The sequence below is a fragment of the Peribacillus sp. 05N428 genome (assembly GCF_056397085.1).
The window spans coordinates 1-22,708 of sequence record NZ_JBFTMS010000014.1 but is presented as its reverse complement, the minus strand read 5'-3'; the positions used below and the strand labels follow the sequence as shown (position 1 = coordinate 22,708).

Genomic DNA, 22,708 nt, shown 5'->3' with positions numbered 1-22,708 from the left:
TGCTTACATTCAATGAAACTAGTGAAGAGAAGGAATGCCATCAAATAATGGTGTGAATAAAATGAAAAGGAGCGGATGTGAAATGAATAGAGATGCCGTCATAGTTTCAGCAGTTCGAACAGCAATTGGAAAACAGGGAGGTGCACTTGCATCTGTTCCTGCCCACGTATTTGGAGCAGAAGTGATGAAAGAAGCCTTGAAACGAGCGAATGTAGAACCTCGTATGGTAGATGATGTAATCATGGGGAATGTGTTAAGCGGGGGTGGAAACATTGCCAGGTTAACTGCACTGGAAACGGGCCTCTCGATTCATCTTCCGGGACTGACTGTCGACCGTCAATGCGGCTCGGGAATAAATGCTGTCAACTTGGCTGCACAAGCGATCCGGGCTGGCGAAGGCGATGTCTATATCTCCGGTGGGGTCGAGAGCATGAGCAGGGCGCCATACTTGATGGACCGACCGGAAAAACCATACAGTGCAAAGCCGCCGCAGTTCAGAAAGTCCAGGTTGTCCCCTAAAGAGATTGGCGATCCCCCGATGGGAATCACGGCTGAAAACTTAGCGGGAAAATATGAGGTCAGCAGGGAAGAACAAGATGCCTTTGCTCTACAAAGCCAAAAAAATATGGCCAGAGCCGTGGAAGAGGGCCGCTTCAATGAACAAATTGTGCCTATCCACATTCCCGTCAGAAAAGGTGACGATATCGAATTTAAATTGGATGAACATCCACGACCGCAAATAACGAAAGAAGGGCTAGCCAAATTATCGCCTGCATTTCTGGAAGGCGGGTCCGTGACTGCAGGCAATAGTTCGGGATTGAATGATGCTGCATCAGCATTGGTCATCATGTCGAGGGAAAAAGCGGTGGAATTAGGGATTAAGCCTTTAGCGACGATCAGGGCACAGGCAGTTGCAGGGGTAGATCCAAATTATATGGGAATAGGACCTGTTCCCGCTATAAGAAAGATAATGGAGAAATCAGGACTTTCCTTAAATGAAATGGACATCATTGAGTTTAATGAAGCATTCGCCGCTCAGGTCATTGCTTGTAATCGGGAGCTTGATATGAATCTAGCAAAAGTGAATGTGAACGGGGGAGCCATTGCACATGGACACCCACTAGGTGCGACGGGTGCCATCCTCATTACGAAAGCGGTTCATGAATTGAAGCGTTCTGCCGGAAGGTTCGCCCTTATTACAGCTTGCATTGGAGGCGGACAGGGAATTGCTACGATAATTGAACGTGAAGCCTGATTTTACATGTGTGTTTACAAAAAAAACAATGAATTTAGCACAGCATTCAGACCTAAATGCCCTACTTGTCGATGGCTACTATACATGAACAGTACTAAGGAGGAATAAACTCATGACAATCACTTTAACCAAGGAAATGCAGCAAATGAAGGAAATGATCCGTAATTTTGTTGAAAGGGAAGTGGAGCCCTTCGCCATACAAATTGAAGAAGAAGATGCCATCCCGGGGCATTTGGTGGAAAAAGCGAAAGACCTTGGCTTATTCGGGATAAGCATTCCCGAGCAATACGGTGGAATTGGCTTAAATGCGGTGGGAAAGGCTACCGTTTTAGAGCAGTTAGGAAGGACCCATAATGGTTTCGTTTCATTAATAAGCGCTCACACCGGGATTGGCAGTACAGGTCTGGTTAAGCTGGCATCCGAACATTTGAAAAATAAATACTTGCCTGAAATGGCAGCAGGCACGAAAATTGGCGCCTTTGCTTTATCTGAACCCGGAGCGGGATCGGATGCAACCAATTTGGCAACGAGTGCAGAAAAGAAGGGTGATTACTGGGTGATGAACGGTACGAAACATTTCATCACGAATGGGCCGATAGCTGATGTTTATACCGTATTCGCTTTAACGGATAAAGATAAAGGGGCAAAGGGAGGGATTACCGCTTTTTTAGTGGAAAGAGACTTTCCTGGTTTGACTGTCGGCAAAAAGGACAAAAAAATGGGATTAAGAGGATCATATACCTCACAGGTCATTTTTGAAGATTGTATCATACCTGAAGAAAATGTAATCGGCGAAGTTGGAATGGGATATATTTCTGCACTTAAAATTTTAGGTGAAGGGCGAGTAGGATTGGCCGCAAGAGCAGTGGGTTCAAGTGGAAAATTAATTGAATTATCAGCCAAATATGCCAAAGAGCGCATCCAATTCGGTAAACCGATCGCTGACAACCAAGCGATTCAATGGATGCTTGCTGATATGGCAACCGAAACGGAAGCCGCAAGAGCATTGACGATGATGGCGGCACAAAAGATTGATGAAGGAAAAAAAGTGATCAAGGAAGCTTCAATGGCAAAACTGTTCGCTTCTGACGTTTTTAATCGGGTGGCGGATAAAGCGGTACAAATTCATGGCGGGATGGGATATATGGCTGAATATCCAGTAGAACGTTTTTATCGGGATGCCCGCATAACGAAGATCTATGAAGGAACGAATGAAATCCAACGTTTAATCATTGCAAGAAATGTCTTGGAAGAGTGCTGAATGTTTTCTGTTTTATTCGGGCAGGTAGTCTTTTGCCCAAGTATGCGGAATTTCAAGGGGGAGGAACGAAATGGGAGAAGATATCGTGATCGTGAGTGCTGTACGAACACCAATTGGTAGGTACGGTGGAGCATTTAAAGAGATTAGTTCCGGTCATTTGGCTAGCATTGCCATTAAAGAAGCGATCAAGCGGGCAAATATTGCAGCGGAACAAGTGGATGAAGTCATTTTCGGGGAGGTTAGGCAAACGACCGAATCCTCGAATGTCGCGAGGGTGGCAGCATTGCGATCAGGGATTCCCGATTCTGCACCGGCCTTTACGGTAAACCGCTTATGTGCATCTGGAATGCAAGCCATCACCTCAGCAGCACAGCAGATAAGCTCAGGTCAAGCAAATATAGTCGTTGCCGGGGGTACGGAAAGCATGAGCCGGGCACCGCTTTATTTAAGAAGTGCCCGTTTTGGGGGAGACCGGACCCAACTAGTTGATTCTAATACTGAAGCTGGGCAGCAGCCTCAAGAAATTTATGGAAAAAGTTTGGGGATGGGAATCACCGCTGAAAATGTCGCACAGCGATACAACATTTCCAGGGAAGAACAAGATGCCTTTTCAGTGGAAAGTCAACGAAGAGCGGCGCAAGCGTTAAAAGAAGGAAAGTTCAAGGATGAGATCGTTCCTGTCCAGGTCTCTGACAGGAAGAGTACGGTTACCGTTGAAACGGATGAATATCCACGCCCGGATACCACAATGGAAAAGCTTGCAAGCTTAAAACCGGCATTCAGGGAAAACGGAACCGTCACTGCAGGGAATGCTTGTGGCCGAAATGACGGGGCAGCTGCATTGGTGTTAATGAAGGCCAGTGAAGCGGAACGGTTGCAAGTACAGCCAATCGCAAAGATCGTCGATTGGGCGACTGCCGGAGTTTCTCCTGAAGTGATGGGAATTGGTCCAGTACCAGCCGTTGGAAAACTTATGGAGCGCACCGGGAAAAAAGTAGAAGAAATTGGGCTTTTCGAATTAAATGAAGCGTTCGCTTCACAGGCATTGGCAGTAATCAGGGATTTATCGTTAGATGAAAACAAGGTGAATGTAAACGGAGGCGCCATTGCACTTGGGCACCCAGTCGGTTCAACGGGCGCAAGGATCGTGACAACACTAATATATGAACTGATTCGCAGAAAAGAAAAATATGGAGTTGCTACACTTTGTGTAGGCGGCGGCCAGGGAATGGCGATCATGATTGAAACGATATAGTCCAACGATAAAGGAGCGGAAACCCCATACGTTTCTGCTCCTTTCCGTATATAAGTTGAATTGCATAAGTGAGGGGGAGGAAGATTGCCTGTTGAAGTGGAGGATATTCGGAATCAATTCGAAAGTAGTGCATTCTTTTCACATATTGGGTTTGAAATCATCCGGTTTGAAGAAGGGAATGTAACAATAAAGCTAAACATTGAAGAACATTTACTTAATGTCAATGGAACACTGCACGGAGGCATTCATGCCACCATGCTGGATACCATCCAAGGAATGGTGACTCGTTCCGTCACCAAATCTAAAGTCGTGACGACAAGTTTAACAGTACATTATTTAGCCAGCATATCAAGCGGGGAACTATTTGCGGAAGCAAAAGTCCTGCAAAAAGGATACAAAATTGCCTTTACTGAAGGAGAAATAAAAGATGCTGAAGGCAACATCATTGCTAAGGGCACAGGAATTTTTAAAATCATTCGCGATAAATGAGGTAAGGGTGATCAAATTGGCTGACAAGTGAGTATGCTCCATTTTAATAGTGAAAAATGAGGTGTGAAAAAATTGACTAGAGCTTGGCATCGATTTTATCCGAAAGAAACCCCAGCAGAAATTGACATTCCAGTATTGTCCTTATATGGACTCCTTGAACGTTCAGCCCGACTTTACCCAACCTGCAAGGCCGTAATAGATGGGGATCGGGAAATGACATATATGGAATTAAAGGATGGCGCAGATCGTTTTGCTGTGAATTTAGACAACCGTGGATTTCAAAAAGACGATCGTATAGCAATCATGCTGCCAAATTGTCTAGAATATATCATTGCCTATTATGCCACCCATCGTTTGGGAGGTATGGTCGTTCAAGTGAACCCACTGTATAAGTCGAGTGAATTGGACTATATATTACGGGATTCCGGAGCAAATTGGTTCATTGGGCGGGAGATACAACGGGAAATATTAGCGCTAACAAGTTTTTCTGAAAGGTTAACGTTCATATCTGCCGAGCAATTAATGGAAACTGGAACGGATTTATCAAGGAAAGATAAGGAACTTCCTGTTCTGGACATCGATCCAAAGGAAGCTGTGGCTGTTCTTCAATATACAGGGGGAACTACAGGGAAATCAAAAGGGGTCATGCTCACGCATTTTAATTTGATCTCGAATGTATTTCAAGATTTTGCTTTCACGGCTAATGCCCTTCAACTCCAAAGTCATGGCGAACGGATGCTTGGATTGACCCCATTATTCCATGTCTTTGGTAATGGACGATTGAATAGTGCCATATATGCCGGATCAACTTATATCACATTAGAGAAATTTGAAATAGATAAGGTGGTAGATTTGATTCGAACACATCGGCCAACCATTTTTCCTGGTGTCCCGACCATGTATATTGCTTTATTGAATCACCCGGATTTGACGGCGGACGATTTATGCTGCTTTAAGTACTGCAGCTGTGGTTCTGCGCCGCTTCCGATAGAAATCACTCAACAGTTCGAAAAAAAATTACGGGTTACAATATTAGAAGGATTTGGGATGTCGGAAACTTCCCCCACTACACACCGTAATCCAGTCATAGGACAGAAAAAACAAGGAAGTATCGGAATTCCATACCCAAATACCGATGCTAAAATCGTCGATTTGAAAACAGGCGTTGATGAATTGCCAGCAGGAGAAAGAGGCGAACTGATCATTAAAGGTCCGCAAGTAATGAAGGGATATTGGGAAAATCCAGAGGAAACGGCAACAGCTTTGCGGGATGGATGGCTTTACACTGGGGATATCGCGACGATGGATGAAGAGGGATATTTTTATATCGTAGGCAGAAAGAAAGATATGATCATTGCAAGCGGTTATAATGTTTATCCAATTGAAGTCGAGGATATTATTTATCAGCATCCAGCCGTAAAAGAGACTTGTGTGTATGGAGTACCGGATTCATACCGTGGGGAAACGATAAAAGCGGCCATAGTTTTAAAGAAAGGCAAGTCAGTCTCGGAGCAGGAAATAAGGGAGTTTTGCATGCAGCGATTGGCCAGATATAAAGTGCCGCGAAGTTTTGAGTTCAGGGAGCAATTGCCAAAATCAGCTGTCGGTAAAATCTTGCGCAGAATATTAATGGAGGAAGCACAGAGCCCTACTGCCGGAGGGAGATAAGCATATCAGTTATCGTAAGGGAGCTCAGATGAAACCCTAAACAAGGGGAACCTTTATTCAAGGTTCCCCTTGTTTAGGGTTTATAGACTAAAAATCTACTTTCCTTTTAGGGGAATTTCAAATGAAGTCCCATCCACCAATAATTCATGAGACTCACCATCCGCTATATCATCGGTAGTGAATGAAAAGGAATCGAGCCGATCTAATTTTGCCTCTGGATCAACCAATAAACCAATTGTGCCTTTTCTCAATTCTCCTGGTTGGTAATCGGATCGACTTACTTTTTTTGTCCCCATAAAAGTATCCCCGGAATGGATGAAATTTTTAGAAGGCACATCATATGTAAGATCATCATTGAAAGTAACATTTTCCATGCTGAAGAACTGAAGTTCCTTCGAATCTTTATTTTCAACAGAATAAGTTATCTCTAGATAAGAAACCTCTTCAACGATATCCGTTTTAGACAACGCCGCCTGTTGATCGATTTCCTCCATGGATAAATTCTCTTTATAATATATCGAATAGGCCTCTTCAAAACTCAATCCCGTATAGGACTTGAGTTCCTCTTTTACTTTATCTGTGAGTGAAGATAATTGAATCCTGCGGATATCCTTGACTGTGATGACCATCGGTGCCAATTCAAAAGCCTCATTAATAGACTTCGTTTCTAGTAATCTGAAGGTTCCCCAATTTTTTTGGCGAACCTTATCCCCGACTTTTTCAAGATGGATCCCGCCATATTCCTCAACCTCAGGAATTTTGGATTCCTTGGCTTCCGCATTTTCCCCTTTTTCAGTTTTATCGCTCTTGAAATAATTTAAGGCAATCACACTTAAACAAATAAGCAATAATCCAACCATTGCTGAAATGATCCAACTTTTACGAATACTTCATCACTCCTTGTCTTAAACCATGATGTCAAAGAATAATATACCATTTTTTTGCAAAAGAAGGAAAGGGGAGTGCCTAGAACATGTTCATCCAAATGATTCGAAGTTCCCTGTCCATGATAATGATTTCTCAGCTACAGTACAAGCCGTTTTATAAAAGATTCATATCATATTTATAACGAAGGGGAAATCTTGAAAAACTGAGAACATGCTTTTATTCTTTTATAGTTTTCTTATCCCTGGAGACCTCTGCAGTAACAAATTTAAAAAAAAGGAGACGTTTAGGATATGTTGTGGCCAATTAACAATGGTAAGGAAAGGTTACATCAGCCAAATAAAAGTGCAATGCTGTCCATGCAAGAGATGAAAGCCATTGAGTCCTGGATATCTCAAATAGGGATATTCCAAATATATATAACCGCTGGACAATTAGTATCCACCGCCAGAAAAACGCTCAAGTTCAAGTATAAAATAATCGGGCATGGTTTTAACCGGGTCGTCTATGATTTAAATAATGGCTATATTTTAAAAATTGCATTGTCACAAGTAGGACTAATAAGCAATGCAAATGAAGCCTATATATATAATAACTGTAATGAGGAAGTCAAAAAGTATTTATGTCCAGTTAAGGAGTATGGGACGGGCTGGATAATCATGAAGAAGGTGGACACGAAAGTGCCGTTTGCAATCAAGGAATATACGAAACTGTTCAAGTTGGAATTAAAATTCCTGAGGCACGGTATTATCCCAATAGATTTGCGTTTAGATAATGTCGGATATAACGAGAATGATGAAATGGTCGTCATTGATTACGGTCTATTCACCATGGATCTCAAAAGCCCCGTGCTGCGATGGCTTGTTTGATGAGATGTCTATCCAAAGAAAATATAAAATTGATTTACAATGAGGTGATTAGGCGAAGCGGTGAATCTTGTGCTATCTTGATTTTATCGAATGGTCTAAATGAAAGAAGCATGTTACGAAAGGGCTTTTTTGTGCAACATGCTTTTTTTATGGTTTAAAGGATCATAACTGATGACACAACGCTAGCCACCTTTTTATCATTTTGAAATAAATCTGCAAGTACATAAGCTGTTTTTTTTCCGATTCGGTCTACTTTTGCTTCAACTTGTACGTCTCCTAATCTTACTGGCCGATGAAAGGTAGTATGTAAATCAATGGATGCAAAGGATTGTCCGATGCTTAATTTAGATGATATCGCATAAGCCATCATAATATCTGCTGCAGAAGTGACAAATCCACCCATTGCTACACCAATTCCGTTAATAAACTTTTCATCTACTTTCCATACACCTCTCGCAATTCCATCCTGGGCATAATTTGCTTCAATCTGTAACGTTAGATCACAATTCGGAGGTTGTTTCCCCTCTGTAATAACTTGTAAAAGCTCGTTTCCTTTAGATGGTTCCCCCATTAAAATGCCCCCCTTGAATAAGTTGAAACTACAGAATATTCTAACATATATCTTGGTGTCAATGAAGTTATTGATTTTACAAATAAAGTAATTAGAGACCCGGACCAAGAAATGTAATTTGGTGGTGGATTTGATATCCACTCCAGGTACTCGCTTTCCGCGGGCGGTCTGGGGAGCCTCCTTGGCTTCCGCCTGCGGGGTCTCCCCTAGACACGTTTGTCCCGCAGGAGTCTCGCACCTTCCGTTCGAATCAACTTTGTTTTATTTAGATAGAATACTTTTGTCTACAAACTAGAAAATTTTTGTTTGCCGACAGTCTTTTTTTGTGTTTTTATAAATGGGAACGTTGATTTTCACTTCAGGCACTCGCTTTCCGCGGGCGGGCGGGAGCCTCCTCGGCGCGCCTGCGGGGTCTCCCATGCCACGCTTTTCCCGCAGGAGTCTCGTACACCCGCTCCAATCAACTTTGTGTTTTAAAAGAAAAAACTGTAGGCTGCTCTATTCGGAACCAAGCTTTAGTCTAGTTTATACTTTAAGTTTTTCAGGTGTAATCCTCATTGGATGGAAGAAATTTACGACACTCCTGTCGAAAAACTGGCTAGCCTAGATCCCACAAGCGCTTGCGTCAAGGAGTCTTGGCAGGCAGTCGGCGAAAGGGAGCGGATTTCAGAAATCACCGGGAACGACCATTAAGACAAAAATGATGGATAGTCTCATCCCGAATTATTTTAAGACTGGATGATCCTTCAAGTTTTTTTACTGTAATAAATAATAGATTGAAGAAATTTGCGATACTCCTGCCGAAAAACTGGCTAGCCTAGACCCCACAGACGCTAGCGTCGAGGAGTCTTGGCAGGCAGTCGGCGGAAAGGGAGCGGATTTAGTAATCAACGGGCATGTTATTTTATAAAAAACATAGGGAAGTTTGAAGTTAATAATTATCAAAAAAATCAAAAACTTCTTCTTTTTCTAATTAAATTGTGATAGTGTATAAAAAAAAGAGAAGTATTACCTTCATCATAATTTCAAAAAGAAGTATTTAATTCATCAGAAAGGAGTGATATGGTGGAACATCTTCCATTTAAATTATTAGTAAAAGAAAAATTTGATCATCTATCGGCAGGTCAAAAAAAAGTTGCCGCTTATCTGATTGAAAATTTGGATGAAGCCGCCTTTAAAACGGCATTTCAAATTGGTCGGGAAGCAGAGGTTAGTGAAACAACGGTCATTCGGTTTTCCTATTCATTGGGATTTGAAGGGTTTAGTAAAATGCAGTCGAGGATTCAAAAACAGCTGCTGCACCAAAATCAAATAGACTTATCCAATACTGATTCCATTCTCCGCATTGATGACAAGCAAGATCCCTTTACAAAAGTGATAGAAAACGAAGTTCATATTTTAAGACATCTATTAGATCATACGAACGTTCAGGACATATGGAAAGCAGTCGATGTTCTGATCCAGGCTGACCAAATATTGATTGCAGGGCATCGAATTTCCCATGCCGCCGCCTATTGGTTCTCCTATACGCTAAGTTCATTAAGGGAAAATGTAAGTTTATGTTCACCTACAGGAGACTTCTATGAAAAGTTTTGTAATCTCACAAATAAGTCTGCATTAGTTGTTTTTTCCTTTCCAAGATATGCAAATGAAACATTAAAAGTTGCTGAGTGTGCCAAAGAACAAGGAGTTTGTTTAATTTCAGTTACAGACCGCCTTCTGTCACCAGTCGGACGCATCTCTGATATTTCACTGACAACTGAAGAAAACGCAGAAACCGGAACCAATTCAATCGCTTCCGTTATTAGCTTGTTGGACTTAGTCATTGCTGGCATCCATCAAAAAGACGCAAAACGGATATATACCCATCAGCAAAAATTAGAAAGACTATATTCAAGTTATGAGGTGTTTAATGAATGAGTTTTTAATAAAGTTAAAATTCATGTAAAGGAGGAGGGGCATCATTATGGACCCGATTCAATATATTGATCACCATCAAGAAACATTGATGAAGTCCTACCATGATTTGCATTCTTTGGCAGAGCCAAGCTGGCAGGAAGAAAGAACGTCTTGCTATATTTTAAAATGTCTTAGGGAAGCGGGCATCACCGTAAAAACATTTCAGGGCCATTATGGAATTATTGCCGAGGTTCCAGGCATTTCAAAAAAGGTTGTGGCATTAAGGGCTGATATGGATGCGCTTGTTCAGGAAGTAGATGGAGTTGTTAAGGCCAATCATTCATGTGGACACGACGCACATAGCACAATGGTTTTATATACAGCGTTGGCCATTGCCTCCAGCGGAATCCGGCCTAAACACACTCTCCGATTTATATTTCAGCCTGCAGAAGAAAAAGGGGAAGGCGCTCTTCAAATGATCAATGATGGCGCGTTGGAGAATGTTACATATTTATTCGGGGTACATGTAAGACCCAGTACGGAGGTTCCTTATATGAAGGCTTCCCCCGTCATTGTCCATGGTTCAGCCGAAACAATAAGGGGTACAATCAAAGGCCTTCAGGCTCATGCATCCCGTCCGCAAGATGGAATAAATGTAATTGAAGCAGCAGCTTTGCTTGTCCAAAAATTACAGCAGATTAATCTGGAAACCGAAATTCCTTATTCCATCAAAATGACTCAATTTGAAACAAACAATAAAGCATCAAACGTTATCCCGGAAACAGCTGTCTTTGCTATTGATGCCAGAGCGCAGTCAAATGATGTAATGAATGAACTAAATCGCTTAACAAAGGTAGCTTTTGAACAGACAATGGAACAAACTGAAACATCGATCTCCTGGTCTGCGGAAGAATTTGTCCCAGCTGCGACCTTGCATGAAAAGGCGATAAAGCTGGCTGAGGCCGCAATTGCAGATATCCTTGGGATGGAAAATGTCGTTTCAGTCTGTGTTTCTCAAGGAGGAGAGGATTTTCATTTTTATACAGCCGAAAATCCTGATATAACTGCAACCATGATAGGGTTAGGCTGCGATCTAACGCCTGGTCTGCACCATCCGGATATGAAGTTTAATTTACAAGCACTTATTTATGGAACGAAAATTTTAATTAACACAGTCATGATGGCGGCAGAAGAGTAAAATTTTTCACTTAAAAAATTAATGAAGGGGTGTTTTATGGAAAATACGGCACAAACATCACAAACCGGGGACCAAACAGCTGCTGATGAAAAACAACTGGAGCGAAAACTCAAACCAAGGCATCTATCGATGATTGCAATCGGCGGCACCATTGGAACGGGGCTATTTTTAGCAAGCGGTTCCATTATTCATACTGCGGGTCCTGGAGGAGCTGTGGCTGCTTATATAATTGCCGGGATCATGGTTTACTTTTTGATGACAAGCTTAGCCGAAATGGCTGCCCTTATTCCTATTACAGGCTCTTTTAGTACCTATACATCAAGGTTTGTCGATCCTGCATTAGGATTTGCGGTCGGATGGAACTATTGGTATAACAATGCAATCGTAGTCGCACTGGAATTAGCAGCTTCCTCCCTGATATGAAATATTGGCTGCCTTCTGTTCCAGGCATCATTTGGAGCGCATTATTTCTTGCACTCATATTTGGCCTTAATATTTTATCGGTAAAAGGATATGGAGAATCAGAATTCTGGTTTGCCATTATAAAGGTTTTGACGATTATCATTTTTATTGCAGTAGGTTTATTAATGATTGTTGGAATCATGGGAGGGGATGCCGTAGGTTTTGAAAATATCACCAAAGGGGAGGCACCGTTTAAAGGAGGCTTTTTATCTATTATAAGTGTCTTTATGGTGGTAGGATTTGCCTTTCAAGGTACCGAGTTAGTAGGAATTGCGGCCGGCGAGAGTGAAAACCCAAGAAAAAATATACCAAAAGCCATTAAGCAAATCTTCTGGAGACTGCTCTTGTTTTATGTATTGGCGATAATTGTGATTGGATTTTTAATAAGCTATAATGATCCGCGTTTGTTAAGCTCGGATATTGAAGATATTGCGGTAAGTCCCTTCACTCTAGTTTTTCAAAACGCTGGGCTTGCCATCGCTGCCTCCGTTATGAATGTGGTCATTCTTACTTCCGTTCTTTCTGCAGGCAATTCGGCCATGTACGGAGCTTCTCGCGTGCTTTGGGTGCTGGCTAAAGAAGGCAAAGCCCCTTCGTTTCTAAAAAAAGTGAATTCAGGCGGCATTCCAGTGAACGCTGTGTACTTTTCTACCATCGTTGGGATGGCAGCTTTCCTGACCTCTCTTTTCGGTGAAGGCACGATTTATACTTGGTTATTGAATGCTGCAGGATTATCCGGTTTTTTATCCTGGTTAGGAATTTCGATTACACATTATCGTTTCCGGAAGGCATATATTGCACAAGGTAGAGATTTGAAAGATTTGCCTTATGTATCAAAATGGTATCCATTCGGTCCGGTATTAGCCACACTTTTATGTGTTACGGCAATCCTGGGACAAAATTACTCTGCATTTTTCGGTCCTGAGATTGATTGGTATGGAATTTTAATTTCCTATATCGGGCTTCCTTTATTTTTCCTGGCTTTTCTAGGTTATAAAATCGTAAAGAGAACAAAAATGACTCCATTGCAAGAGGCCGATTTCAGTAAAGTGGAATAACCTCTTTTGTAAAAAAGCAGGAAAGTATTATTAAGAAAGACCATTTACATGATAGCCCAGTGCCCCGTAACGACATGCCGTCAGCTGTGGACTGCCTTGTCATCTTATGTTGTCAATAAGGACACTTGTGCTATACCAAGGAGGTTGACCATGACGAAATCACAGGAAATTGTAATTCGTTCCATTCATGGAATTGAAGAGCTGGAGGACGTAAGAAAGCTAGAGTCCAGCATTTGGGGAGAGACCGACTCAATCCCCACACACCAAACCTTAACAGCCGTGAAAAACGGCGGTTTGGTTATAGGAGCTTATTGCGAAGGAAAGCTGATTGGATTTCAATACAGCTTTCCGGGATTCAATGGGCAATCAGCCTATCTTTGTTCACATATACTAGGCATAGATGAGCAATTTCGCAACAAAGGTATAGGCGAGAAGTTAAAGTTAGCACAACGTGAGGAAGCGCTAAAGCTTGGCTATTCCCTTATTACCTGGACATACGATCCTTTGGAAAGTGTTAATGGGTATTTAAATATAGCCAAGCTCGGTGGGGTATGCTCCACATATATAGCAAACTGCTATGGTGAAATGGAAGATCTTTTAAACAGCGGAATTCCTTCTGACCGCTTTCTTGTCGAATGGCATATTGATAAAAAAGAGACAACGGATTCTAGCGGAGGGGGAATGCCGCTGGACTTTGTGATGGAAAACTCGCTTATTCAATGGGATACCATTGAAAAGGGATTACCTGTTCCAACTTTCACTCGTCCGCTGCCTGAACAAGAATGTGAAACAGCTTTTGTGGCCCTTCCAAAGGACTTCCGAACAATAAGAGTCACAAATATTCAAGCGGCCAAAGAATGGCGGATGAAAACCAGGGACATTTTTACCGGATTATTTCAGCAAGGATGGCAGGTAACAGGTTTTATGAAGAATTCCATGACGGAAATTCCCGTTCAGTTTTATGTGCTATCAAGGAAATGAACTAGAAGAATATATATAGTGTTTAGTAATTTCAGGCTGTGTAAGCTATTAATAAAAAATTTGTAAGACTGTGTCCATTAACAGTTTTATCACAGAAGGAGAATTTCTAAGTGAAAATTAAACAAGTTATTCTAAGGCATCTTAAGCTAGACTTGCTTGAACCTTTTACAACTAGCTTTGGGACGGAATACGATAGGGATTTTATCCTTGTGGAAGCCATAAGCGATGATGGCATTTCCGGTTGGGCTGAATCGGTTGCGATGCTCGACCCCCTGTATAATGAAGAGACCTTAAAAACAAACTGGCATATAATGGAAGACTATCTAATTCCAATAATCCTAAATAATGAAATCAAGCATCCTGATGAAATTTCCGAAAAATATTTCACCCATATTCGCGGGAATTATATGGCAAAGGCCGCTTTAGAGGGTGCCGTTTGGGATTTGTATGCTAAAAAGCAAGGTGCTTCTCTTTCAAATGTGTTAGGTGGAACAAAAAAGAAAATTGAAGTGGGGGTAAGCATCGGAATAAAGGATTCGATCGATTCGACCCTGGATATAATTGAAGCTCGTCTCGGTGAAGGCTATAAACGTTTTAAACTAAAAATCAAACCGGGCTGGGATGTTGAATTAATAGACAAGGTACGAAAAGTATATCCTGAAATCCCGCTCATGGCCGATGCAAATTCAGCTTATACCTTAAAAGATATAGACCGGTTATCCGCCTTGGATGATTTTAATTTAATGATGATTGAGCAGCCGCTTGCCTATAATGATATCATTGACCATGCAGATTTACAGTCAAGGTTAAAAACACCTATTTGCCTGGATGAAAGCATACACTCATTAGAGGATGCCAGGAAAGCTATTAAATTGGGCAGCTGTAAAATTATTAATATTAAGATTGGCCGTGTCGGAGGTTTGACTGAATCTAAGAAAATCCATGATTTATGCCTAGAACATGGCATTCCGCTATGGTGTGGAGGTATGCTGGAATCAGGCATTGGAAGAGCTCATAATATTGCAATCACTTCACTGCCGAACTTCACTCTTCCCGGTGACACCGCAGCTTCCTCCCTCTATTGGGCAGAAGATATCACTGATCCCGAAGTTACAGTGGAAAACGGAATGATCAGTGTTCCAGAATTGCCTGGAATCGGCTATGAACCAAGCATGGAAAAAATCAAAAAGTATACTATACACAGTCAAACCTATCATTTAAGTGAGAATGTTGCTAGAAACGCCTAGGCTGCTACAACATTGCATAAGGCATGATTCCCGAAAAAGGGAGCATGCCTTTTTTATATATAATCCATTTTCCATTCAAAATATATTGTAATTCGACTATCTGCCATGTATGGTGTTATGAAATGCAGATTAGCTTTTCTTATATCCTTTAAAAAGTTATCATAATAGAGTCTTTGTACAATGTATATATACACATTTATGATACAAAACTGCATGTATAGAAAAAAGGGGTGAGGCGATGCGAAATTTACATGCTATCTGTGCCGTAATAACCGTCTACCTTTTCTTTTTTTGCTGTTTCTTTCCTTCAGCAGTCCATTCGGAAGCCCAAAAAGTGATACGGGTTGCAGGGGATAATAACTTTCCACCTTTTGAATACTTGAGCGATTCGGGTGTTTATACCGGTTTTAATGTGGACATAATGAACGCCATTTCTATCGAGACTGGCATTAGGTTCGAATACTATCCCATGCCATGGAACGAGGCAGTACAAGCTATGCGCTCTGGAAAAGTGGATGCGATTCAAGGCATGAAGTACAATCAAGAACGTGAAGAGTTTTATGATTTTTCAGCTCCGTATTTCACAAGTTCACAAGGAATTTTTGTGTTGAAAGATAATATGTATATCCGAAAAATCGAAGATCTTAAAGGCCGGAAAGTAGCTGTACAAAAAGGAGATGTTGCAAGCGGTCTATTAAGTAAAGTCGATCGTTTGCAATTGGTGGAAACTAATAATCAACAAGAAGCCGTTCAGTCGCTTATCGACGGTAAAGTGGATGCTTTCATTGGAAATCGGATTACGGGTCAATATTTTCTACAGAAAAATGAGCAGCAATCACTCATTAAGATTGTCGGTGAGCCACTTGACACCACAAATTATGCTGTAGCCGTTATGCCGAAAAACAAAGAGTTGCTGACACTATTCAATCAGGCCATTTCTCAAATCAAGAAAGATGGAACGTATGAAAAGATAGAGAAAAAGTGGTTCGGCGAATATATCCTGCCAAATACTCAACGGCTCCGTAAAACGCTGTTGTATTTGGAAATTGGTCTTATTCTTACTTTCATTGTGATTTCTCTCATCTTATGGTGGAATCTCAGCCTTAAACGAGAAGTGGCTAAGCGAACCGAGCAAATTGAGCACGTGAATAAAGACTTGGAAGAGAAGATGTTGCTTCTTGAGGAAAACATCAACTTTCAGCAGCAAGTATTAAACAGTGCCTACAGTTCGCTTATTACACTGAATCAGCAAGGTCTTGTATCAATGATTAATGTTAGGGCCATGGAATATTTAGGGGTGGACGGTAATGTTGTTGGAAAACGTTTTCAGGATCTGCCAACTGCCCGTTTCATCCCGGAAAAGGAGATTAAGGCTTCATTAGAAAAAAAGAGAGTTTTCTTGCAAAAGGAAACGGTGTGGTCTCATTATGCGGGCAAAAAAAGACATATAACTTACAGCATGTATCCAATTCAGACTATTGGGGGAGAAAGTGTAGGTGCGGTGTTGAATTTTTTCGATAGTACGGAACAAAAACAACTGGAGAGAAAAGTGGCTCAGGATGACCGATTGCGTTCATTGGGTCAACTCGTGGCGGGTATTGCTCATGAAATAAGAAACCCGTTAACATCCATCCTTACCTATACGCAATTGCTGCCGAAAAAATTTGCAAGCGCAGATTTCCGAACGTTCTTTTCCGAACAGGTCACTAGTGAAATTACCCGACTTAATACTTTGATTAACGATTTGCTCGATTATGCCCGCCCTAAAAAATCAGAGCCTGTCACATTTTCGCTGAATGAGGCCATGGCAGGGATTGAGCTATTGCTTAAGCCGAAAATCAAAGAAAAAAACTTGAGCATTGTTCGCGAGTTCGCTGGAGACATTCAGGCAACTGCAGATACACAGCAGATCAAACAAGTACTGGTGAACGTCATTCTCAATGCCATACAGGCGTCCAATACAGGGGGAACACTTATTTTTCGGGCATACTATCGGGATGTGTTCACTGTCGTTGAAATCGAGGATGAAGGAATTGGGATTTCGGAAGAAGACATTGATAAGATCTTTGAACCGTTTTACACCAGGAAACCCAACGGGGTCGGGCTAGGGCTTTCTATTACGTATCAGCTTGTCAAAGAAAACGATGGCATTATCGAGACAAGAAGTGAAGTAGGAAAGGGAACAGTAGTGACCATTTGTTTACAGCATTAATACTGAAAGGGTGAAAACGATGCACGATATCATGATTATTGATGATGAGCCAACCATATGTCAGTCACTTACGTTTGCATTGGAAGACCAGTATCACGTTTATTCGTTTACAGACCCACGTGAAGCGCTTCCGCTTTTCGAAAGGGCAGAAATCGCCATCGTTTTGCTGGATTTAAAAATCGGGGGATATAATGGGATGGAAGTGTTAGAAGAAATCAAACGCCTCTCCCCCTCGACTGTTGTCATTATGATGACGGCCTACGGCACCATTCCTTCTTCCGTGGAAGCAATGCGTAAGGGGGCGTTTTCATATGCGACAAAGCCGCTTCATATTGATGAATTGGAAGTGCTGATGCAAAAGGCAGAAGAAGTGTACACCCTTCAGTCCAAAGTGAAATGGCTGAGTGAAGAATTGAATAAGGTGGCAGGTGTGAACGGCCTCATCGGTGAAAGCTTGGCTATGCGCAAAATATTCTCCCTCATCGAAAAAGTGAAGGATATCGATTCCAACATTCTCATAGAAGGGGAAAGTGGAACCGGTAAAGAAGTCGTCGCCAGAACCATCCATAATCAAAGCAAGCGCAGAAACAAAAAGTTTCAGGCTATTAATTGTGCCGCCATTCCGACTCACCTGTTGGAATCAGAATTATTTGGATACGAAAAGGGCGCATTTACAGGGGCGACACAGCGAAAATATGGACTTTTTGTGCTGGCGGAAGGAGGAACGATTTTTCTTGACGAAATCGGTGAGATGGATTTGGCACTGCAGGGGAAAATTTTGCGCGTTCTACAAGAGAGAAAGGTAATGCCCGTTGGCGGGATAGAAGAAGTCAGCATCGATGTCCGGATCATTGCAGCGACAAACAGAGACTTGATTAAAGAAGTAAAAGAGAATCGATTTCGTGAAGATTTATATTACAGATTAAATGTGATTCCGATTCACCTTCCGGCTTTACGTGAACGAAAAGAGGATATTCCTTTGCTGTTGGAATTTTTTATTGCAAAAATCGGTGATCGAATGGGAAAACCTGTAGAAGGAATTTCCCATGAAGCACTGCAGCTTTTACAGCAATATGACTTTCCAGGAAATATTCGTGAACTGCAGAACGTGATTGAAAGAGCAATAGCGCTTACGAATGATTCTTACATACAGAAAGCCGATTTACCTTCCGACATCCAAAAAAGCCCGCGCCCATTTTTCGGCAATACCCTAATCCCCGTATATGTCGGCGAACCGCTTGAAGAAATCGAAAAAAGAGTGATTCTTCATAACCTTGCCGCTTTTAACGGTCATCAAAGGAAGACAGCGCAAACAATTGGCATCGGGGAGAGGACATTGCGGGACAAGTTGAAGAAATATCGGGAAGAAAAGTAGGCGGAAATTGCCGAGCGGCAATTTTCGCCTACTTTTTATTTTGAATATATCTGAATTTTCCACTGTTTTTATGGAAATGGACCTGGCATGAAACTTGCTTAATAAAATTGTAGTAAAACCATTAAGCAGAATGGAGGGAACGTAGATATACAACATAATGGTCTACAGAGCTGGACTGGAAGTTACAGTGCGGCGAAAGCTGGGATGTGCAAAATGCATCAGGCAGGATAATTCAATGGCCTATCCAAATTTACCGAAAACAAAAGGACAAGCCATCGCACCACATCTTTTATAACAGTACAACCCGAAATTTATTGGCGATTGCAAATATGAAGTATTTTTATTTATGGGGAGGAAAAATAAATGTATGCGTTACCAAATATGGATTTATGGAAAGGCAGAACAGATAGTCTAATAGATAAAGATGAATTTAGAATTCATCAAATAGTTAAAGATAATCAAACAACATCAGTAAATAATACATGTGGAATAATAGGGTTCTCTTGTGAAGAAGGCGTACGCAGGAATAAAGGAAGACTTGGAAGCAAAGAAGCTCCCAATGAAATACGTAAATCCTTATCATCTCTATCTTGGCACGGCCAATCAGCAGATAGCCTAGTTGATTTCGGAAATATCATTTGTGAAAATCAAAAGTTAGAAGCAGCTCAGGCTGAATTGGGAAGCCACGTAGAGAAAATATTATCTAAAAATTTGTTTCCTGTTATTTTGGGGGGCGGACATGAAACCTTTTATGGTCATTATCTAGGAATTAGGTCGAGTGTTGGCCCCAATGCCAAAATAGGCATTCTTAACATTGATGCTCATTTTGACTTACGCTCTTATGAAGATATAACTTCTTCTGGAACGATGTTTAAACAAATATTAGATAATGATCATCAAGCTAGTTATTTGCCAATTGGCATTCAACGTTATGGAAATACTAAAAAATTATTTGACACTGCAACTACACTTGGTTGCTCTTGGATATTGGAAGAAGAATTAGTAGATGAAAATTCTGAAGAAAACGAAAATAAAATTCTGAATTTTATAAATCAGCATGATTATATTATATTAACACTTTGTATGGATGTTATAAACGCTTCTGAAGCACCGGGTGTTAGTGCCCCTTCCTCATTTGGTCTTTCTGGAAAAATGGTTAGACAATTAATTCGTAAGATTACTTCACATACGAAAACTATTTCATTTGATATCTGTGAAGTGAATCCATCTTTAGATTGTGATAATCGCACTGTCAAACTAGCTGCAAACCTAATAAATGAAGTATTCATGTGTGTGGAGAGGAGATAAGCAATATGAACATCGAGATTAATCAAACGATCACTATTTTTTTAGCGATACTGCTTTTAGCACTAGGCGGGATTATCGTTAAGAATGTCAAATTATTTAGACACTTTTGTATCCCTGCACCCGTTGTTGGGGGATTACTTTTTGCAATCGTCGCTACAAGTCTTAAAACCTTTTTAAACATAACCATTTCATTGGATACAACACTCCAGGGATTATTCATGTTAACATTTTTTACGTCCGTTGGATTGGGTGCCAGTTTCCAATTAGTAAAAGTCGGCGGTAAATTATTATTAATATATTGGTTGTTATGTGGGTTTCTTGCATTTGCTCAAAATTTAATCGGAATTTCTTTAGCACCCGTTTTTGGGATTGATCCATTGATTGGCATGATGGCAGGAGCAATTTCCATGGAAGGCGGCATAGGTGCAGCTACAGCATTTGGCGGTACGATTGAATCGCTGGGCATTCAATCAGCCCAAGCAATTGGAATAGCAGCAGCTACATTAGGATTAGTGTTTGGTGGATTAGTTGGAGGTCCCACTGTAAAGTATTTAATTAATAAACACAAATTAACACCAAGTAAAGAGGATATTGAAATTCAAGAAAAGAAAGAAATGGAAGACAAAATAGAATTAAATGTAGCTTCATTTATGAAACAAGTGTTAATACTGACATTTTGTATGGCTTTAGGTTCATATCTAGGAGAGTTATTTTCGGCAAAGACAGGTTATGTTTTACCGAACTATGTTGGAGCAATGATAGTGGCTGTAATAGTTCGGAATATTTTAGATAAAATAAACGGGAAAATTATCGAAATGCCTAGTATTAATTTTATTGGAGATATCACTTTAGGTATTTTCTTATCTATGGCATTAATGAGTATAAAATTATGGGAAGTTGCTGACCTTGCTTTACCAATTATTTTAATTGTGGTTATACAAGTAATTTTCATTATCCTTTTAAGTATATTCATCATGTTTCGTTTTCTTGGCAAAAACTACGATGCGGCAGTTATGGTTGGAGGTTTCATTGGACATGGTATAGGGGCTACACCAAATGCTATGGCAAATATGTCAACAATCACTGCGAAATATGGACCTTCAAGTAAAGCATATTTAATCGTTCCAATAGTCGGTGCATTTCTTATTGATGTTTTTGCCATGCCAATCATCATTATAAGTATTAATCTATTTAAATGATGATTTGTTATTAATTAAGGCATCAAAAAGTGGCTTTACCATAAATCCCGACTTGGTCAAAAAATGAATTGAAATAAAGTGTTACCGAATGTTTTTGGGAATCCCAAAACATTCGGTATTGATTTTTTTTTATTCCGAAATTGCCCATATAGTAGGTAATTCACAATGGTTTTTCTGTATGATTACGTAATGCACGGAAACCTATCAATTTCAAGTAGACTTCAGCAACCATAGGTGTATCGTATCAGAGCCTGATTTAGGTAAGAATGCTGCTGCGGTGTTAAGAGGTCAGTAGAATTAAGCTCTGTTATGCATCTTTGTTAATGATATCCATCCTGGCCTAAATTGGATTGTACTGAAAAAATGTATTAAAGGGGGGAAATTCGTTGTCATTTTCACTAAAACTAATAAGGAAAAGTGAACAAATAACCAGTCTTTGGTCAGGTGGTAAAACAACTCAACTAGCCATTTATCCTGAAGAAGCTGATTACTCGAAGCGTGATTTCAAATGGCGGATAAGCACAGCAGAAGTCGAGGTGGACGAATCCTTATTTACTCACCTTCCAGGCATTCAGAGAATCATCATGATTCTTGATGGTGAAATGTCGCTGCAACATCAGGGAAAGCACTGTATGCATTTAAGCCCATTTGAACAGGATCGGTTTGATGGAGGCTGGACAACCCGCAGTATTGGGAAGGTCACTGACTTTAATTTGATGTTAGCGGAAGGCTGCGAAGGTGCCATCAGCTCGATTCATATGAATGATGGAACCCATGCGGAAGTGTTGCATAATCGGGATTCTTCGAAAAGAACCGACGCCTTCTATTGTTTCAAAGGCAGGAGTAGAATGAATATCGATGAAAAAGAGACAATTGTTTTAGAGCAAGGTGACTTAATAACCTTAAACAGAGATCATACCTCCGACAATTTAAATATAAAGTTATCAAATCACGATGACGACTCTACTGCAACAATTATTAAGGTAAGTATTTTTTATTGATAGAGAAATTCTGGGGCCCCAAAGCATCCTTCTCCTATATAAATCCGAGTTCATTGCGCCGCAATTTACTTAATGATATTTTTTATTAATTAACAGGAATGTCCTTTGTCGGCTAAGTTTGTATCAAAAAGGGTTCCGTCTGAAGCTTTAAACATAGTTGATTGGAGCGGGTGTGCGAGACTCCTGCGGGAATAGCGAGTCCAAGGGAGACCCCACAGGCGCAAGTGCGCCGCGGGCGGATCGCTCTCGGAAAGCGAGTACCCTACGTTCCAATCAACGTCCAAATTTGTACAAGCCAAAAAAAACTGTAGACAAACTCGATTTTCATCGAGAGTTTGTCTACAGTCTGAGCCGTCTATAGACGGCTTTTTCTTGTGTGCCAGGCATGGCATCTATCTAGGTGGTGAAAGTCCACTGTGGGGGTACACATCGACCAACCACTAAGGAAGCGCAAGGTACTTATCGTGAGGTAAGGGCTGGAGGAAGCGTGGAATAAAATCTTGGCTCGACGAAAA

General features: G+C 40.9%; 17 protein-coding genes and 1 pseudogene. 16 read left to right on the top strand and 2 right to left on the bottom strand.

Annotated features, from left to right (window positions below):
* The first annotated feature begins 82 nt into the window (after positions 1–82).
* The 5 genes from AC1DIV_RS14620 to AC1DIV_RS14600 all read left to right on the top strand — a co-directional run bounded on the left by AC1DIV_RS14620 (position 83) and on the right by AC1DIV_RS14600 (position 5,928).
* The gene (locus tag AC1DIV_RS14620) at positions 83–1,255 is read left to right on the top strand and encodes a thiolase family protein (RefSeq protein ID WP_477576710.1); all 1,173 of its coding nucleotides are present in this window, start codon (positions 83–85) and stop codon (positions 1,253–1,255) included.
* A gap of 112 nt (positions 1,256–1,367) precedes the next feature.
* A complete protein-coding gene (locus AC1DIV_RS14615) occupies positions 1,368–2,516 on the top strand; it encodes an acyl-CoA dehydrogenase family protein (RefSeq protein WP_072272816.1) in 1,149 nt (382 codons plus the stop codon).
* Positions 2,517–2,586: 70 nt separating this feature from the next.
* Entirely contained in the window at positions 2,587–3,771 is a 1,185-nt protein-coding gene (locus AC1DIV_RS14610; RefSeq protein ID WP_477576708.1) for a thiolase family protein, read from the top strand.
* An 84-nt stretch (positions 3,772–3,855) separates the two neighbouring features.
* Positions 3,856–4,260 carry a PaaI family thioesterase gene (locus AC1DIV_RS14605; protein WP_477576706.1) on the top strand — a complete coding sequence of 135 codons (405 nt, stop codon included), beginning with the start codon at positions 3,856–3,858 and terminating at the stop codon, positions 4,258–4,260.
* A 63-nt stretch (positions 4,261–4,323) separates the two neighbouring features.
* The gene (locus AC1DIV_RS14600) at positions 4,324–5,928 is read left to right on the top strand and encodes a long-chain-fatty-acid--CoA ligase (protein WP_477576704.1); all 1,605 of its coding nucleotides are present in this window, start codon (positions 4,324–4,326) and stop codon (positions 5,926–5,928) included.
* A 95-nt stretch (positions 5,929–6,023) separates the two neighbouring features.
* Here AC1DIV_RS14600 and AC1DIV_RS14595 read toward each other — a convergent pair whose 3' ends face one another.
* The gene (locus tag AC1DIV_RS14595; RefSeq protein ID WP_477576702.1) at positions 6,024–6,788 is read right to left on the bottom strand and encodes a hypothetical protein; all 765 of its coding nucleotides are present in this window, start codon (positions 6,786–6,788) and stop codon (positions 6,024–6,026) included.
* Positions 6,789–7,106: 318 nt separating this feature from the next.
* On the opposite strand from AC1DIV_RS14595, the gene AC1DIV_RS14590 reads away from it, so the two are divergent.
* Positions 7,107–7,682, top strand: coding sequence for a hypothetical protein (locus tag AC1DIV_RS14590; RefSeq protein WP_477576700.1), 576 nt, complete (start codon positions 7,107–7,109; stop codon positions 7,680–7,682).
* Positions 7,683–7,836: 154 nt separating this feature from the next.
* Here AC1DIV_RS14590 and AC1DIV_RS14585 read toward each other — a convergent pair whose 3' ends face one another.
* A complete protein-coding gene (locus AC1DIV_RS14585) occupies positions 7,837–8,253 on the bottom strand; it encodes a PaaI family thioesterase (protein ID WP_034312878.1) in 417 nt (138 codons plus the stop codon).
* Positions 8,254–9,315: 1,062 nt separating this feature from the next.
* Here AC1DIV_RS14585 and AC1DIV_RS14580 point away from each other — a divergent pair.
* From AC1DIV_RS14580 to AC1DIV_RS14535, 10 genes and pseudogenes are all read left to right on the top strand, one after another.
* The gene (locus tag AC1DIV_RS14580) at positions 9,316–10,173 is read left to right on the top strand and encodes a MurR/RpiR family transcriptional regulator (RefSeq protein WP_251542149.1); all 858 of its coding nucleotides are present in this window, start codon (positions 9,316–9,318) and stop codon (positions 10,171–10,173) included.
* A 46-nt stretch (positions 10,174–10,219) separates the two neighbouring features.
* Positions 10,220–11,350, top strand: coding sequence for an amidohydrolase (locus tag AC1DIV_RS14575; protein ID WP_477576699.1), 1,131 nt, complete (start codon positions 10,220–10,222; stop codon positions 11,348–11,350).
* A 36-nt stretch (positions 11,351–11,386) separates the two neighbouring features.
* Positions 11,387–12,870 (top strand): annotated as a pseudogene (locus AC1DIV_RS14570) (amino acid permease).
* Positions 12,871–13,020: 150 nt separating this feature from the next.
* On the top strand, positions 13,021–13,851 hold the full coding sequence (locus AC1DIV_RS14565; protein ID WP_340876020.1) for a GNAT family N-acetyltransferase: 831 nt from the start codon (positions 13,021–13,023) through the stop codon (positions 13,849–13,851).
* A gap of 110 nt (positions 13,852–13,961) precedes the next feature.
* Positions 13,962–15,098: an o-succinylbenzoate synthase gene (gene menC, locus AC1DIV_RS14560; protein ID WP_477576697.1), complete on the top strand. Its 1,137-nt coding sequence runs from the start codon at positions 13,962–13,964 to the stop codon at positions 15,096–15,098.
* 238 nt (positions 15,099–15,336) lie between these two features.
* On the top strand, positions 15,337–17,310 hold the full coding sequence (locus tag AC1DIV_RS14555; RefSeq protein ID WP_477576696.1) for a transporter substrate-binding domain-containing protein: 1,974 nt from the start codon (positions 15,337–15,339) through the stop codon (positions 17,308–17,310).
* Positions 17,311–17,329: 19 nt separating this feature from the next.
* Positions 17,330–18,685 carry a sigma-54-dependent transcriptional regulator gene (locus AC1DIV_RS14550; protein WP_477576694.1) on the top strand — a complete coding sequence of 452 codons (1,356 nt, stop codon included), beginning with the start codon at positions 17,330–17,332 and terminating at the stop codon, positions 18,683–18,685.
* A gap of 363 nt (positions 18,686–19,048) precedes the next feature.
* Positions 19,049–19,993 carry a formimidoylglutamase gene (gene hutG / locus AC1DIV_RS14545; RefSeq protein ID WP_048687676.1) on the top strand — a complete coding sequence of 315 codons (945 nt, stop codon included), beginning with the start codon at positions 19,049–19,051 and terminating at the stop codon, positions 19,991–19,993.
* 5 nt (positions 19,994–19,998) lie between these two features.
* Entirely contained in the window at positions 19,999–21,192 is a 1,194-nt protein-coding gene (gltS, locus tag AC1DIV_RS14540) for a sodium/glutamate symporter (protein ID WP_034312856.1), read from the top strand.
* Between the two features lie 386 nt (positions 21,193–21,578).
* Positions 21,579–22,193: a HutD/Ves family protein gene (locus AC1DIV_RS14535; protein ID WP_477576692.1), complete on the top strand. Its 615-nt coding sequence runs from the start codon at positions 21,579–21,581 to the stop codon at positions 22,191–22,193.
* Positions 22,194–22,708 lie beyond the last annotated feature (515 nt).

What these genes read in the sequence shown, in the direction of transcription:
- AC1DIV_RS14620 (WP_477576710.1), top strand. Translation starts at nt 83, where the DNA reads ATGAATAGAGATGCCGTCATAGTTTCAGCAGTTCGAACAGCAATTGGA.
- AC1DIV_RS14615 (WP_072272816.1), top strand. Translation starts at nt 1,368, where the DNA reads ATGACAATCACTTTAACCAAGGAAATGCAGCAAATGAAGGAAATGATC.
- AC1DIV_RS14610 (WP_477576708.1), top strand. Translation starts at nt 2,587, where the DNA reads ATGGGAGAAGATATCGTGATCGTGAGTGCTGTACGAACACCAATTGGT.
- AC1DIV_RS14595 (WP_477576702.1), bottom strand. Translation starts at nt 6,788, where the DNA reads ATGGTTGGATTATTGCTTATTTGTTTAAGTGTGATTGCCTTAAATTAT.
- AC1DIV_RS14590 (WP_477576700.1), top strand. Translation starts at nt 7,107, where the DNA reads ATGTTGTGGCCAATTAACAATGGTAAGGAAAGGTTACATCAGCCAAAT.
- AC1DIV_RS14585 (WP_034312878.1), bottom strand. Translation starts at nt 8,253, where the DNA reads ATGGGGGAACCATCTAAAGGAAACGAGCTTTTACAAGTTATTACAGAG.
- AC1DIV_RS14580 (WP_251542149.1), top strand. Translation starts at nt 9,316, where the DNA reads ATGGTGGAACATCTTCCATTTAAATTATTAGTAAAAGAAAAATTTGAT.
- AC1DIV_RS14575 (WP_477576699.1), top strand. Translation starts at nt 10,220, where the DNA reads ATGGACCCGATTCAATATATTGATCACCATCAAGAAACATTGATGAAG.
- AC1DIV_RS14565 (WP_340876020.1), top strand. Translation starts at nt 13,021, where the DNA reads ATGACGAAATCACAGGAAATTGTAATTCGTTCCATTCATGGAATTGAA.
- AC1DIV_RS14555 (WP_477576696.1), top strand. Translation starts at nt 15,337, where the DNA reads ATGCGAAATTTACATGCTATCTGTGCCGTAATAACCGTCTACCTTTTC.
- AC1DIV_RS14550 (WP_477576694.1), top strand. Translation starts at nt 17,330, where the DNA reads ATGCACGATATCATGATTATTGATGATGAGCCAACCATATGTCAGTCA.
- hutG (WP_048687676.1), top strand. Translation starts at nt 19,049, where the DNA reads ATGTATGCGTTACCAAATATGGATTTATGGAAAGGCAGAACAGATAGT.
- gltS (WP_034312856.1), top strand. Translation starts at nt 19,999, where the DNA reads ATGAACATCGAGATTAATCAAACGATCACTATTTTTTTAGCGATACTG.